Origin of the sequence: Thioalkalivibrio thiocyanoxidans ARh2, assembly GCF_000385215.1 — a bacterium.
Classification (GTDB): domain Bacteria; phylum Pseudomonadota; class Gammaproteobacteria; order Ectothiorhodospirales; family Ectothiorhodospiraceae; genus Thioalkalivibrio; species Thioalkalivibrio thiocyanoxidans.
Genome location: NZ_ARQK01000043.1, coordinates 21,465 through 35,242 on the forward strand (window position 1 = coordinate 21,465; position 13,778 = coordinate 35,242).

Annotated in this window: 11 protein-coding genes; 5 read left to right on the plus strand and 6 right to left on the minus strand. The window is 66.7% G+C overall.

All coding sequences use genetic code 11. The features are described from left to right. Positions 1-24: 24 nt before the first annotated feature. On the minus strand, positions 25-2,775 hold the full coding sequence (locus G372_RS0104705) for a cation-transporting P-type ATPase (RefSeq protein WP_019623690.1): 2,751 nt from the start codon (positions 2,773-2,775) through the stop codon (positions 25-27). A 323-nt stretch (positions 2,776-3,098) separates the two neighbouring features. Then, on the minus strand, positions 3,099-3,644 hold the full coding sequence (locus G372_RS0104710; RefSeq protein WP_018865310.1) for an outer membrane beta-barrel protein: 546 nt from the start codon (positions 3,642-3,644) through the stop codon (positions 3,099-3,101). 317 nt (positions 3,645-3,961) lie between these two features. On the opposite strand from G372_RS0104710, the gene G372_RS0104715 reads away from it, so the two are divergent. The 3 genes from G372_RS0104715 to G372_RS0104725 all read left to right on the plus strand — a co-directional run bounded on the left by G372_RS0104715 (position 3,962) and on the right by G372_RS0104725 (position 8,859). Beyond that, positions 3,962-4,285 carry a high-potential iron-sulfur protein gene (locus G372_RS0104715; RefSeq protein ID WP_018865309.1) on the plus strand — a complete coding sequence of 108 codons (324 nt, stop codon included), beginning with the start codon at positions 3,962-3,964 and terminating at the stop codon, positions 4,283-4,285. A 260-nt stretch (positions 4,286-4,545) separates the two neighbouring features. Next, the gene (locus G372_RS0104720; RefSeq protein WP_019623691.1) at positions 4,546-7,764 is read left to right on the plus strand and encodes a sensor domain-containing protein; all 3,219 of its coding nucleotides are present in this window, start codon (positions 4,546-4,548) and stop codon (positions 7,762-7,764) included. Between the two features lie 3 nt (positions 7,765-7,767). Further along, positions 7,768-8,859, plus strand: coding sequence for a tRNA-queuosine alpha-mannosyltransferase domain-containing protein (locus tag G372_RS0104725; RefSeq protein ID WP_019623692.1), 1,092 nt, complete (start codon positions 7,768-7,770; stop codon positions 8,857-8,859). Between the two features lie 10 nt (positions 8,860-8,869). Here the strand turns inward: G372_RS0104725 and G372_RS0104730 are convergent, their stop codons facing one another. The 4 genes from G372_RS0104730 to G372_RS0104745 all read right to left on the minus strand — a co-directional run bounded on the left by G372_RS0104730 (position 8,870) and on the right by G372_RS0104745 (position 12,344). After that, positions 8,870-9,499 (minus strand): esterase/lipase family protein, encoded by a 630-nt coding sequence (locus tag G372_RS0104730; RefSeq protein ID WP_019623693.1) that lies wholly within the window; start codon positions 9,497-9,499, stop codon positions 8,870-8,872. Positions 9,500-9,520: 21 nt separating this feature from the next. Further along, positions 9,521-11,305, minus strand: a complete 1,785-nt coding sequence (aspS, locus tag G372_RS0104735; protein ID WP_019623694.1) for an aspartate--tRNA ligase — start codon at positions 11,303-11,305, stop codon at positions 9,521-9,523. Positions 11,306-11,405: 100 nt separating this feature from the next. Then, positions 11,406-12,056, minus strand: coding sequence for a DUF502 domain-containing protein (locus G372_RS0104740; RefSeq protein ID WP_019623695.1), 651 nt, complete (start codon positions 12,054-12,056; stop codon positions 11,406-11,408). 3 nt (positions 12,057-12,059) lie between these two features. Beyond that, complete coding sequence (locus tag G372_RS0104745; protein ID WP_018865303.1) at positions 12,060-12,344, minus strand: FmdB family zinc ribbon protein; 285 nt, start codon at positions 12,342-12,344, stop codon at positions 12,060-12,062. Between the two features lie 181 nt (positions 12,345-12,525). Between G372_RS0104745 and G372_RS0104750 the strand changes: the two genes are divergently transcribed. Both G372_RS0104750 and G372_RS0104755 read left to right on the plus strand, forming a co-directional pair. Continuing rightward, entirely contained in the window at positions 12,526-12,903 is a 378-nt protein-coding gene (locus G372_RS0104750; protein WP_018865302.1) for a DsrE family protein, read from the plus strand. Positions 12,904-12,913: 10 nt separating this feature from the next. Next, complete coding sequence (locus G372_RS0104755) at positions 12,914-13,768, plus strand: SDR family oxidoreductase (protein WP_019623696.1); 855 nt, start codon at positions 12,914-12,916, stop codon at positions 13,766-13,768. The last annotated feature ends 10 nt before the right edge of the window (positions 13,769-13,778 follow it).

The following is a 13,778-nucleotide window of genomic DNA, read 5'->3' on the forward strand; positions in this document are numbered from 1 at the left end:
GGTTATCGACGGGCCAGACCGGGGCTACACCGCCGTCGGGGCGATCCCCCGACGGCGGGCCAGCACCTGACGCACGACCAGTTTCTCCAGCTCCACGATCACGAACACTGCGAGACCAAAGGCCAGGATTCGCAGCCAGTCGGCCAGGTCGATCGTGGTCGTGCCGAACAGGGCGTGCATCACCGGGACGTAGGTAAAGGCCAGCTGGAGCAGGACCAGGACCCCGATCGCGATCCACATGCTGTGCGAGCGCAACAGCTCGAGCCCCGGCAGCACCGGCTGGTGGATCAGGCGCAGATTGAGGAGGTAAAAGGCCTGCCCGGCCACCAGGGTATTGATCGCAATGGTACGCGCCAGCTCCTCGTCTACGCCGAGTACCGTCTCCATGTAGACGAAATGCCCGAAGGTCCCGAGCCACAGCAGGATCGCAACAAACGGGATGCGCCACAGCAGAAAACCGGACAAGAGCGGCGTATCGGGGTCTCGGGGCGGGCGCTGCATCACCCCCGGCTCGGCCCGTTCGAAGGCCAGGGCCATGGCCAGGGTCACCGAGGTCACCATGTTCACCCACAGCACCTGCACCGGCGTCAGCGGCAGGGCCAGCCCCATCAGGATCGCCATCATGATGGTCAGTGACTGCCCGGCGTTGGTCGGCAGCATGTGCAGGATGGCCTTGCGGATGTTGTCGTAGACAGTGCGCCCTTCCTCGACCGCATGGGCAATCGAGGCGAAATTGTCGTCCGCCAGCACCATCTCCGAGGCCTCCTTGGCGGCTTCGGTCCCCTTGCCACCCATCGCGACGCCAACATCGGCCCGCTTGAGCGCCGGGGCGTCGTTCACTCCGTCCCCGGTCATGGCGACGATCCGGCCGCGACCCTGCAGGGCCCGCACCAGCCGCAACTTGTGCTCGGGCGAGGTACGCGCGAACACGTCGGTGGCCTCGGCCATCTGCGCCAGGCGGTCGTCGTCCACGTCATCCAGCTCGTGCCCCGCATGCGCCTCGGCATCGTGTCCCAGCCCCAGCTGCTCGCCAATAGCGCGCGCGGTCGCCAGATGATCGCCGGTGATCATCTTCACGCGGATGCCGGCCTCGCGGCATTCGGCCACTGCCTGAATCGCCTCGTCCCGCGGCGGGTCGATAATCCCCACCAGGGCGAGCAGGGCAAACCCGCCCTCGTCGACGTGTTCGAAATGGAGCTCGCGCTGACCGGGCTCAACATGGCGGGTCGCAATGGCCAGCAGCCGCTGCCCCCGAGCCGCAATGCCCTCCATTGCCTGGTACCAGGCATCGCGGTCGAGGTCACCAATCCCCTTGCGCGTACGGATCCGATCGCATAGCTCCAGCACGCGTTCCGGGGCCCCTTTCAGATAAATCCATGCATGCCCCTCGTGGTCATGATGCAGGGTCGCCATGTAGCGGTGATCGGACTCGAACGGGATCACGTCGGTACGCGGCAACCGCTCCGACTCCAGATGCGGATCGAGTCCCCCCTTGCGCGCGGCCACCACCAGCGCCCCCTCGGTCGGGTCGCCCTCCATCACCCACTCGCCCTCGCGCTCGAAGACCTGCGCGTCGTTGCACAGAAGGCCCGCGCGCAACACCTCCTGCAGCACCGGCTGTTCGTCGGCCTCCACCTCCTGCTGATCCAGGGAGAAACAGCCCTGCGGGACATACCCCACCCCGGAGACCTGATACTCCGCGTCCGCCGTGCACACGGTCTGCACCGTCATCTCGTTGCGTGTCAGCGTGCCGGTCTTGTCGGAGCAGATCGCGGAAACCGAACCCAGCGTCTCCACTGCGGGCAGACGGCGGATAATGGCATTGCGCCGCGCCATTTTCTGTACACCGATGGCCAGCGCGATGGTCATGATCGCCGGCAGCCCCTCGGGAATGGAGGAGACCGCCAGACTGGCCGCCGCCAGGAACATCTCGTCCAGCGGGTAGCTGCGCACCCAGTAGCCGAAGGCAAAGGTCGCAGCGGAGATCACCACGACGACCGCCGCCAGCCAGCGCCCGAACTGCTCCATCTGCCGTACCAGCGGAGTCTGCAGGCTCTCGACCTCGCCCAGCATCGACGAGATACGACCGATCTCGGTGAACTCTCCGGTGGCCACCACCACCCCGTGCCCGCGCCCGAAGGCAACCAGCGTGCCCGAGAAGGCCATGCAGGTACGGTCCCCCAGGTCTGCCTCGCGTTCGGTCGCATCGGGGGTCTTGTCCACTGCGACCGATTCCCCGGTCAGCACCGCCTCCTCGATGCGCAGATTCTTGGCCTCCAGCAGGCGCAGGTCCGCCGGCACACGGTCGCCCGCCTGCAGGTACACGACATCGCCCGGGACCAGCTCCTCGGCCGGGACCTCGCGTCGATGGCCATCGCGCAGCGCCAGCGCGCGCGGTGAAAGCATCTTGCGGATCGCATCCAGCGCCTTCTCCGCCTTACCCTCCTGGACAAAGCCGATCAGGGTGTTGATCAGCACTACGGCCAGGATCACGCCGGTATCGACCCAGTGGCCGAGCAGTGCCGTCCCGGCCGCGGCGGCCAGGAGGATGTAGATCAGGATGTTGTGGAAGTGACGGAAAAAGCGCCGGACCAGCCCCGCCTGCTCCGGCGGACGCAGCTGGTTCTTGCCATAGCGCTCCAGCCGCTCGCGGGCCACGTCACTGGAGAGCCCCTCACGGGAGCTGTCGCGCTCGCGCAGGGCCGCATCGGGATCCAGGGCGTGCCACGCGGTGGGCCCGCTTTGCGGGGCCTGCACGTCTTGTGAATCGTCCATACGATATCGATGCCGGGAGGCCAGCCTCTCTCTGTGGAGACGCCGGTCAATGTACACGTTCCAGGACCGGGCGGGTCGCGCAGCGGATCGTGGTTCTACCGGCCGCCCGACGCAGGATCGATGGCAGGGGCACCCCCCAGCTTCTTGCGCAAGAGGCTCGCACGCCCACACCTGATGGCAACGGGCCAACGCGCGCGGCTGCAGTTCCCTTGTACAGGGTGACTGCACGGCAGTCACCGCGCCTTGTTCCCACGCAAAAGCGACTCGAGCGCGGACGCGCGATTAAATCAGCGTCTCCCTAGAGCGCCGAAGCGGGCGTCTCCCTAGAAGTTGACGCCCACCTTGGCCATCACCCGGAAGTTGTCGACATCCTCGCGACCATTGCGAAAGCGATCGCTTTCGGTGAACTGATGGCGTGCCTCCAGGCCGAGGAACATGCGGTTATCCATGTTGTACTTCAGACTGGCCCCCAGCTGCGCCGCCCAGACGCCGTTGGTTTCGTCGCCCAGCTTGGCGCGTACGTAGCCGATCCCGGGACCAAAACCGATCTGCAGGTTCGATGTCGCATCGAACATCCAGTGGCTGTTGAGCTCGGCGCTGGTCATGCGCAGCGGATCCTCGCTGTAGCGGCTGACGCTGAGATTATGCCGAAGCACCCCGACCTGCGGCTGCAGCAGTCGGCAGTTGTGCCCGAACTCGACGCCATAGCCCCAGTCCGAGCTGGTCCCGGAGGGGTCGGGCGAGACCGAGCCGGCCATCACCGCCAGGCTTGGCTGCGCACCCCGTTCCTGTGCCTGCGCCACACCGGTGGTGCCCAGTGCAACGGCACCTGCCGCAAGCACCACCCAGAACGAACGACTCTTCAACATAGCCCACCTCCGCGTCTTTCCATCCAGGATTCCCTTCGGGCGGGCTCGATCCTCGGATCGCCACCACCCGACGGCACGACTTGAATCCTAGATCATCCATCCATAGCCGGGAACCTTCGCGGAACCCTGAGCGACGGATTCCGCCCACGATGGAATTTTTCGTGACGCCGATGCATCTTCCGGGGCGGAGTCGAACCGGGGCCCATTTGTCCGGGAACACCCGTGCAGTCCCGCACTCAAACGGACAGATCCGCTGGTATTCCGCGTACCCCGGATCGGTTTCAGACTCAATTCAAATGTTTTACGGAGGTCACTCCATGTCCGATCAACCGAACGCGAATCGTCGAGCCTTTCTCCGCCGCGCTTCCGTGGCCGTGGCAGCCATCCCGCTCGCCAGTTTGACCACCTTCGGCGTCGCCTATGCCAAACCGAAGGCCGAGGATGGCCACGCGCACGACTACGTGAACGATGCCGCCGACGCGGCCGACCACGACGCCTACGAAGACGGAGCGATCTGCGAAAACTGCGCGTTCTGGGCGGGTGAAGAAGAGAACGGCTGGGGCGGCTGCCACCATCAGGCATTCCAGGACGTCCTGGTCAACGCCGAGGGCTGGTGCGATGCCCATGTCCGTGGTGGCTGATCACCACACCGCCTGACGGCGTTTGTGAACACCGCCTTCGGGCGGTGTTCACGCTTCTGGCACCCCGGCTGGCCCACAAACTTGCGCACCGGGTCACAAACAGGCCAGTCTTGGGCCGGAATTACTCAACTTCTCCCCTGGCTGGACGTTATCGGACGATGAACCGCCCGTACAAGGACTTCTGCGTGTCCAATCCCCGTCGGCTATCAACCGCACCGGTCGTTCCAGACACCACTGCAATCAGGGCCTCTCGCTAGCCAATGGCTCTGGACACCGCCCAGCTAACGCTGCTGTACGCACTCAACGGGCTCGCCTTTTTCACCCTCGGCATCGTGGCGCTGATGCTGCCGCGCCGCGAACGCTTTCTGCCCTTCACCGCTCATGCCGGATGGCTGGTGCCCTTCGGCCTGCTGCACGGGGCCTACGGCTTCCTCAATGCCATCGGGCTGCACCATGCATACGGCATTCTCGCCGATCGCTGGTTCATGGCAGCCTGGTTGGCGATCGCCTATCTGCCCCTGCTGGAGTTCGGCCGCCGCGCACTGCTGGATGTCCGCCCCAACCTGCATCTACCGGGCTGGGCCGTATACGGACCCGTAGCCGTCGGTCTGGGCGCGGTGTTCCTGGCCGCCAGTGAACCGGCGCTGGCACTCGCCAACGGCGCCCGCTATCTGATCGGGTTCCCCGGAGCAGCCCTTGCGGGATTCGCCTTCCTGCTGCACTTTCGCTACCCGGGATCACAACCCGGGGTGCAGCGGCATGTCCCGGCGCTGGGCATCGCCGCCATCGCGTTTCTCGCCTATGCTGCGTTCCTGCCCTTCCCGGCACAGGTCGATTTTGGACTCCCTGCCTGGCTGCCCGCCCAGGGGGATTTCCTGTCCGCCACCGGGGTGCCCATCCAGGTGCTTCGTACGGCAGCCGCGGTGCTCTTTGCCCTGGCACTGATCAGCCTGACCCGCAGCATCGGTGCGCAGCACAGCGATGACCTGCTGCGGGTACTGGAGACGGTCAATGGCTTCGTCTATCGCTGCCGCAACAACCCGCAGTGGGACGTGATCTTCGTCGATGGCGGCGTCCGCGAATTGACCGGTTACGACGCCCGCGACTTCTACCGTGGTGACATCACCTTCGCGGCCTGGGTCCACCCGGAAGACACCGACCACGTCTGGCAGGGCGTGCAGGAAGGGCTTGGACGCGACGGCACCTACCAGATCCAGTACCGCGCCGTCAGTCGAGACGGGGCCGTGCGCTGGGTATTCGAACGTGGTGCCGGCATCTACGATGCACACGGGCGCCTTGCCTACCTGCAGGGCCATGTCTTCGACGCAAACGAACTGGTCACCACCTCCCGCGAGCTCGAACGCCGCAGCGACGAGCTCGAGGCCTTCCGCAGCACGCTGGACCTGACGCTGGACGGCGTCTTCCTGTTCGATGTGGACAACCTGCAGTTCATCTATGTAAACCAGGGTGCGATGGACCAGACCGGGCGCAGCCGCGAGGAACTGCTGCAACTGCACCCCTACGACATCAAGCCGGAATTCCCGGAGACCCGCTTTCGCAGCCTGCTGGAACCCTTGCGCCGGGGCGAGCGTGACCAGTTGCTGTTCGAGACCACGCACCAGCATGCGGCCGGCCACGAGGTACCCGTGCACATCTCGCTGCAGCTGGTCGCGCCCAAGGGCGAGCGTCCGCGCTATGTCGCGATCGTCCACGACATCACCCAGCGCAAGCGTAACGAAACCGCACTGCTGGAGGCGCTGGCAGACCTCGAGGCCTCGCGCGACGAACAGGCGCGTCTGCTGGAACTCACGCGGCGCGAGCAAGGCCGCATGGCGTCGCTGCTTTCGGCCATGAGTATCGGCATCCTGTTCGAGGACCGCGAAGGGCGCATCGAGTACGTAAACCCGGCCTTTCGGCGCATGTGGGCGATCTCCGACGAAATCGAACTCGTCGGACAACCCTCGCGGGCCGTGCTGGAGCACTCCACCCATCGCTTCGCCCGGCCCGACCACGCCTCGCGCCATGTGCTGCACGTACTCGACACCCACGAGATCAGCGAACGTTTCGAAGTGGACCTCTACGACGGCCGCATACTGACCCAGCTGTCCTATCCGGTACACGACACCGACGAGCGTTCCATTGGCCGGCTCTGGCTGTACGAAGACGTCACCCACGAACGCCAGACGGCCCAGCAGCTGGTCTACCTGGCCGAGCACGACCCGCTGACCGGCCTGTACAACCGCCACCGTTTCCAGCGTCAGCTGGAACGGGCGATCCAGACCGCCCGCCGTCGCGGGACCCACCTCGCGCTGATCTACTTCGACCTGGACGAGTTCAAGACCATCAACGACACCTTCGGCCACCGAGCGGGGGACACGGTACTCGTACGTGCAGCCGGGGAGATTGCCAGCCTGGTACGCAGCGAGGAGATTCTGGCCCGCCTCGGCGGCGACGAGTTCGCCATCCTGATCGACCACGCATCCGAACGCGAACCGGAGGCACTGGCCGAACGCGTGGCACGCACGATTTCCGCAATCCCGTTCCGTTTCCGTGGTCAGAACTACCGCCTGACCGCGAGCATCGGGATCGCCTACTATCCCGAGCACGGTGACAATGTCGAGGACCTGGTGGCACATGCCGATGCCGCGATGTATCAGGCCAAGGATGCGGGCAAGAACACCTGGGCCGTATTCGATCCGACCCGCAACACCGCCGAGCGCATGCTGGAACGCATGAGCTGGAGCCAGCGCATCGACAATGCCCTGGAGAAGGGGCAGTTCGAACTGCACTTCCAGGGGATCTACCACCTGGACAGCGGGGCACTCAATCACATGGAGGCCCTGGTGCGCATGCGCGATCCGCTCGCACCCGACGAGGTGGTGATGCCGGGACAGTTCATTCCCGTGGCCGAAAAGACGGGGCAGATCCTGGACATCGACCGCTGGGTGATCCGCGAAAGCATCGCGCGCCTGGCCGCCCACCCCGAGCTCCCGGGAATCGCGATCAACATCTCCGGGCGCAGCTTCGACGAACCTGGGCTGCCGCAGTACATCGAACGCGAATTGAGCCAACAGCAGGTTGATCCACAGCGCCTGATCATCGAACTCACCGAGACGGCGGCGGTATCCGAGATGCAGGATGCCCAGCGCTTTATCGAGGCCCTGCAGCACACCGGCTGCCTCGTATGCCTGGATGACTTTGGCTCCGGGTTTTCCACCTTTGCCTACCTCAAGTACCTGGGCGTCCAGGTGCTCAAGATCGACGGCATGTTCGTGCGCGATCTGCCGCACAATCGTGACAACCAGGCATTCATCCGTGCGATGGTCGATGTCGGTCGCGGCCTGGATAAATGGACCGTGGCCGAGTGCGTGGAGGACGCCGCCACCCTCGCGATGCTGGCCGAACTGGGCGTCGACATGGTCCAGGGCTACCACCTGCACCGCCCCTCGCCGGAGTTCCCGCCGGATCACGCCCCGTAAGGTGTGAGATCCGCACCCCGCATCCTGCTGCTGTCCGCCTACCGCGCGGACAGCCATGCCGCCTGGGCCGACTGGCTGACCCGGCAGTTTCCCGCGTTCGACTGGGGGCGCCTCGAGCTGCCCGGCCGCCACTTTCGCTGGCGCATCCGGGGCAACCCGCTCTCCTGGCTCGAGACCCTCCGCGATGCCCGCCCCGATGCCATCATCGCGACCTCGATGGTCGACCTCGCTACACTGCGCGGCCTGCACCCGGCGCTCGCGCAAACGCCCGCGCTGTACTACTTCCACGAGAACCAGTTCGCCTACCCCACAAGCCCCCGCCAGACCCGCTCCGTGGACCCGCAGATGGTACAGCTCTACGGCGCCCTCGCCGCCGACCGCATCGCGTTCAACTCTTGCTACAACCGTGATTCCTTCCTCGATGGCGTCGACGCCCTGCTCGCGCGCATGCCGGACCAGGTGCCCCCGGGACTGCGCACGACGCTCGGCGGGAACAGCGAGATCCTTCCCGTACCGATCAAGGCCATCGCGACCCGGGGCCGCGTGGAGCGCGATCCCAACCTGATCCTGTGGAACCACCGCTGGGAATACGACAAGGCCCCCGAAGACTTCGCGGAGGCCACGCTGCAACTGGCCGGCGAGGGGGTCGATTTCCGGCTGGCACTGCTCGGCCCTCGGCCCGCCAGGGTCCCGGATGCCCTCGCTCGACTCCGCACCCATCTGGCGGACCGCATCGCAGTGGACGCCCGATGCTCGCGCGAGGAATACGAATACTGGCTTTGCCGGGCGGGGATCGTGGTCAGCACGGCCCGCCACGAGTTCCAGGGTCTGTCGCTACTGGAGGCCACCCGCGCCGGGGTATTGCCGCTGGTGCCCGACGCCCTGGTATACCCCGAGCAGTACCCGGACAGCTGCCGCTACCCCTGCGGTGACACCGGGGCACTGGCTGCCCGCCTGGGCGCATGGCTGACCGGCCAGCGCCCGCCCGTGCCCGATGTCGGCTACTGGGACACCCAACAGGTGGAACCGCAATGGCGGCGTCAGATCGAAGGCCTGCTGGAGACCCGACGGGGCGTTGACCGAGGGAGAGGCTGAGCGGATTCGCTCAGGGAAGGAAGTCGCCGCAGTCGAGAAAGTGCAACGTCTCGCGGGCCACCGTGGTATCGAACAGCATTCCCGTATGCGAGATCGGCAGCGTCAGGTGGCGCGTGACATCCGGGCCGCGCGTCTCGTCGACGGCAACGAAACCATCGTGCGGGGGCGGCATGTGCGCGAACAGCGGTGCCGGCCCAAGCGCACGGCTGCCGGCAATCATCCCGATTTCGCGCCCGCGCAGGACGGGGCTGCCGCCCAGCAGCCCCCGGTCCAGCGCCGCCCCCAGCCACCAGCGGCCGAGCCGGTTCCGAGCCAGGCGCGCGGCCACCCGGCTACCGGCCAGCGGCGAGCCCAGCATCACGATGCGGCCGGGCCGCTGGACCGGGGCGACGGTAAACAGATGACGCACGATGATGCCGCCGAGGCTGTGGGCGACCAGATGGACCAGGTCTCCGGGGACTTCCTCGAGGAACGCGGCCAGGGCGCGCGCGGCCTGTTCCGGCGTCTGCCGGCGCGAGGCGTAATGAAAACGATGGACGTTCAGGCCGGCCGCGCGGAGCCGCCTTTCCAGCAGGGCCATCTCCAGGCCCGGCATGTGCCAGCCATGGACTGTGACGACACTGGCGTGCATACCGGTCATGGCGAGCGACCGGCGCCTGCCCTACCCCGCCTGCTGGGCCGCACTGGCGCGCAGACGGATACCCAGCTCCCGCAGCTGTTTCTCGCCGACCGGCGCCGGGGCATCGGTGAGCAGGCAGGCCGCCGTCTGGGTCTTGGGGAAGGCCATCACGTCGCGGATGGAGTGTGCGCCGCTCATCAGCATCACCAGACGGTCCAGACCGAAGGCCAGGCCGCCATGCGGCGGGGCGCCGAATTCCAGCGCATCCAGCAGGAAGCCGAACTTCTCGCGCGCCTCGTCCTCGCCAATGCCCAGGGCCTCGAATGCGGCCCACTGCATCTCGGGGTTGTGGATACGGATGGAGCCACCACCGACCTCGGTGCCGTTGAGGACCATGTCATAGGCGCGGGACAGGGCCTCGCGCGGGTTGTTGCGCAGATCGTCCGGGCGGTCCACCGCCGGGGCGGTGAACGGGTGATGCAGGGCGTACAGACGCTTGTCCCCGTCGTCGTACTCGAACATCGGGAAGTCGACGATCCACAGTGGCTGCCAGCCCGCCTCGACCATGTCCAGGTCGTGGCCGATCTTCACGCGCAGCGCACCGATGGCCTCGTTGACCACCGAGGCCTTGTCCGCGCCGAAGAAGATCAGGTCGCCGGCGGCGGCCGCGGTCTTGTCCAGGATCTGCCGGGTCACGTCCTCCGGCAGGAACTTCAGGATCGGCGACTGCAGCCCGCCCTCGAGGTCCGCCGGGTCGTTGACCTTGATGTAGGCCAGGCCCTTCGCGCCGTAGCGACCGACGTACTCGGTGTAGACGTCAATCTCCTTGCGCGTCAGTTTCGCCCCGCCCGGCACGCGCAGCGCGGCCACGCGGCCCTCGGGGTCGTTCGCCGGGCCGTTGAACACCTTGAACTCCACCGCCTGCATCACCTCGGTCAGCTCGGTGAACTCCAGCGGGATGCGCAAATCGGGCTTGTCCGACCCGAAGCGGGCCATCGCCTCGGCGTAGGCCATGCGCGGGAACGGATCGGGCAACTCGACACCCTGCACCTCGCGGAACAGGTGGCGGATCAGGCCCTCGGTCACGTCCATCACGTCGGCCTCGTCGACAAAGGCCATCTCCATATCCAGCTGGGTGAACTCCGGCTGGCGATCGGCGCGCAGGTCCTCGTCGCGGAAGCAGCGGGTGATCTGGTAGTAGCGGTCCATGCCGGACATCATCAGCAGCTGCTTGAACAGCTGCGGCGACTGCGGCAGGGCAAAGAAGCTGCCCGGATGCGTACGGCTGGGCACCAGGTAGTCGCGTGCGCCCTCCGGCGTGGCCTTGGTCAGCATCGGGGTTTCGAGGTCGAGGAAGTCGCGCTCCTCGAGGAAGCGGCGCATGGCCGCGGAGACCTTCGCGCGCAGCCGCAGGCGCTCCTGCATAACCGGGCGGCGCAGGTCCACGTAGCGATAGCGCAGGCGGGTGTCCTCGCCAACGTCCTCGTCGTCCAGGGGGAACGGCGGGGTCTTGGCGGCGTTCAGGACCTCCAGCTCCAGACCCAGGATCTCCACCGCGCCGGTGGACAGGTCGGGGTTCTCGGTGCCCTCGGGGCGGCGGCGCACGCGGCCGGTCATGCGGATCACGAACTCGCTACGCAGCTGCTCGGCGCGGGCGAAGACGTCCTCGCGGTCGGGGTCGAACACCACCTGCACCCGCCCCGTGTGGTCGCGCAGGTCGACGAATATCACGCCCCCGTGGTCACGCCGGCGATTCACCCAGCCGCAAAGGGTCACCTCCGAGTCGAGTTCGTTCTCGGTGACACGTCCACACAGATGAGTTCGCATTGCGCTGTTCCAGCCGAAGGGCACGCCCGCAAGGGCCTGCACGGTTAGTCGGGAAAACGGGGCAAACGTCGCGCCTGCGCCCGCGAAAAGGCCGGAAATCTTACGATTTGCCCTGCTCTCGCGCAACCGGAGCCGGCGCCTCGGACGGGCTCGACAGCGGCGTGACCACACCCATGGACATCACGAACTTGAGCCCGTCCTCCACCGTCATGTCGAGCTCGACCGCCTCCTCGCGCGGAACCAGCAGCACAAAGCCGGAGGTAGGGTTGGGGGTGGTGGGGACGAACACGGTAATCACCTCGCGCTCGGTACGCTCCTGCACCTCGCCGTAACCAACGCCGGTCATGAAACCGACCGACCACAGCCCGCGACGCGGGTACTCGATCATCACGACCTTGCGAAAGGCCTGGCCGCCATCGGTCAGCACCGTCTCGGTGACCTTCTTCACCGCCCCGTAGATCGAGCTGACCAGCGGGATGCGGTGCACGATGGATTCGCCCACCGAGACCAGCTTGCGCCCGACAATATTGGCCACGATCACGCCGGTGACGAACACAACCACGATCGCGACCACGATCCCGGCACCGGGGATCGAGAAGCCGAGCAAGGCCTCCGGCCGCCAGGCCGGCGGCAGGAGGAGGATGGTGAAGTCCAGCAGGTCGACCAGCAGCTTGATGACGAAGCCGGTGACGATCAGCGGCAGCCAGACCAGCAGCCCTGCAATCAGGTAGCGGCGCAGGGAGACCAGCATCGATCAGGTGCCGGTCGCCGCCGCCGTGGGGGTTGCTTCGGACTTGCCGGACGCCGCGGAATCACCCTTGCCGGCCCCGCCGCCATCCTTCAGATTGCGCTTGCCGTCCTTCTTGAAGTCGGTCTCGTACCAGCCGCCCCCCGCCAGACGAAAGCCGGCGGCAGAGACCTGCTTGGTCAGGGCCTCGGCGCCACATTCGGGACAGGTGGTGGCCGGCGGATCGGAGATCTTCTGCAGGATCTCGGAAATCTCGCCACAGTCCTTGCACTGATACTCGTAAATGGGCATGCGTCTATTCCTCAGGCTTCGCGTCCGCGACAACGGCCGCAACAAAACGGTTCGAGGCGTATTATGCGGGCGTTTCACGGGAATAAAAGGCTTTCCCCGGTGGCAATCCGTGTTTGCGCCGCGAGGCCGCAGCGCCGATCATTCGCCCCATACCCGAACGTACTGCCCGCAAGGACCCGTCATGGCCGAAAAGATCGTGATCATGCTGCTGAACCTGGACCTGGACCGCCCCGGCACGCTGGGGGCCCCGTTCTTCCAGGCGACCGTCGCCGCCGCGATGGATCTGGAAGTCGAGATGTACTTTGCCGCCGGCACCACGCGCCTGCTGCGCCAGGGCGTGGCGGACAAGATCTACCCCGGCGAGGCGCAGGAGAAATCGGTCTACAGCTTCATGCAGGATGCCCACGAGGCCGGCTGCCGCTTCTACGCCTGCGCCGGCGCGATGGACGAAAACGGCCTGACCCTGGACAACGCGATCCCCGAACTGGACGGCATGCGCGGCGGGGGCGCCTTTATCGGCGAGGTGGTCGAGGACGACGTGGCCACCCTGACCTACTGAGCCGCGACCGGTGAGCGAGGCCCAGCCCCGTGCCGTCCTGATTACCGGCTGCTCCAGCGGGATCGGGCTGCACGCCGCCCGTGCGCTGCGCGAACGCGGCTACCGCGTGTTCCCTACCGCCCGTCGCGGCGAGGATGTTGCGCGCCTGAAGAAGGAGGGCTTCGAGGCCCTGCAGCTGGATCTGGACGACTCCGCCAGCATCCACAGCGCGGTCACCGAGATCCTGCACCGCACCGACGGCCATCTCTACGGCCTGTTCAACAACGGCGCCTATGGCCAGCCCGGCGCGGTGGAGGACCTCTCGCGCGCCACCCTGCGCGCCCAGCTCGAGACCAACCTACTCGGCTGGCTGGAGCTGACCAATGCGGTACTGCCCGCGATGCGCCGTGCCGGGGAGGGCCGCATCATCCAGAACTCCTCGGTGCTGGGCTTTGCCGCCCTGCGCCTGCGCGGGGCCTATGTGACGTCCAAGTTCGCGATCGAGGGCATGAGCGACACCCTGCGCCAGGAGCTGCACGGCACGGGCATCCATGTGAGCCTGGTCGAGCCCGGCCCGATCCGCAGTGCCTTCCGCGCCAACGCCCTGAAGGCCTTCCGCCGCCACATCCACCGCGAGCACAGCCCCTGGGCCGAGACCTACCGCGCGGCCGAGGCGCGCATGGCCAATGCCGAGTCCGATGCCCCGTTCACCCTCGGCCCGGAGGCCGTCACCCGCTGCGTGATGCATGCCCTGGAGGCCCGCCGCCCGCGGGTGCGCTACCGCATCACCTTCCCGACCAAGCTGTTCGCCTTCCTCAAGTGGCTGCTGCCGGCGCGCGCGATGGACGCCGTGCTGCGCGGGGTATCGCGCGGGGAGAACCGCTGATGCGCGCGCG

What these genes read in the sequence shown, in the direction of transcription:
- G372_RS0104705 (WP_019623690.1), bottom strand. Translation starts at nt 2,775, where the DNA reads ATGGACGATTCACAAGACGTGCAGGCCCCGCAAAGCGGGCCCACCGCG.
- G372_RS0104710 (WP_018865310.1), bottom strand. Translation starts at nt 3,644, where the DNA reads ATGTTGAAGAGTCGTTCGTTCTGGGTGGTGCTTGCGGCAGGTGCCGTT.
- G372_RS0104715 (WP_018865309.1), top strand. Translation starts at nt 3,962, where the DNA reads ATGTCCGATCAACCGAACGCGAATCGTCGAGCCTTTCTCCGCCGCGCT.
- G372_RS0104720 (WP_019623691.1), top strand. Translation starts at nt 4,546, where the DNA reads ATGGCTCTGGACACCGCCCAGCTAACGCTGCTGTACGCACTCAACGGG.
- G372_RS0104730 (WP_019623693.1), bottom strand. Translation starts at nt 9,499, where the DNA reads ATGACCGGTATGCACGCCAGTGTCGTCACAGTCCATGGCTGGCACATG.
- aspS (WP_019623694.1), bottom strand. Translation starts at nt 11,305, where the DNA reads ATGCGAACTCATCTGTGTGGACGTGTCACCGAGAACGAACTCGACTCG.
- G372_RS0104740 (WP_019623695.1), bottom strand. Translation starts at nt 12,056, where the DNA reads ATGCTGGTCTCCCTGCGCCGCTACCTGATTGCAGGGCTGCTGGTCTGG.
- G372_RS0104745 (WP_018865303.1), bottom strand. Translation starts at nt 12,344, where the DNA reads ATGCCCATTTACGAGTATCAGTGCAAGGACTGTGGCGAGATTTCCGAG.
- G372_RS0104750 (WP_018865302.1), top strand. Translation starts at nt 12,526, where the DNA reads ATGGCCGAAAAGATCGTGATCATGCTGCTGAACCTGGACCTGGACCGC.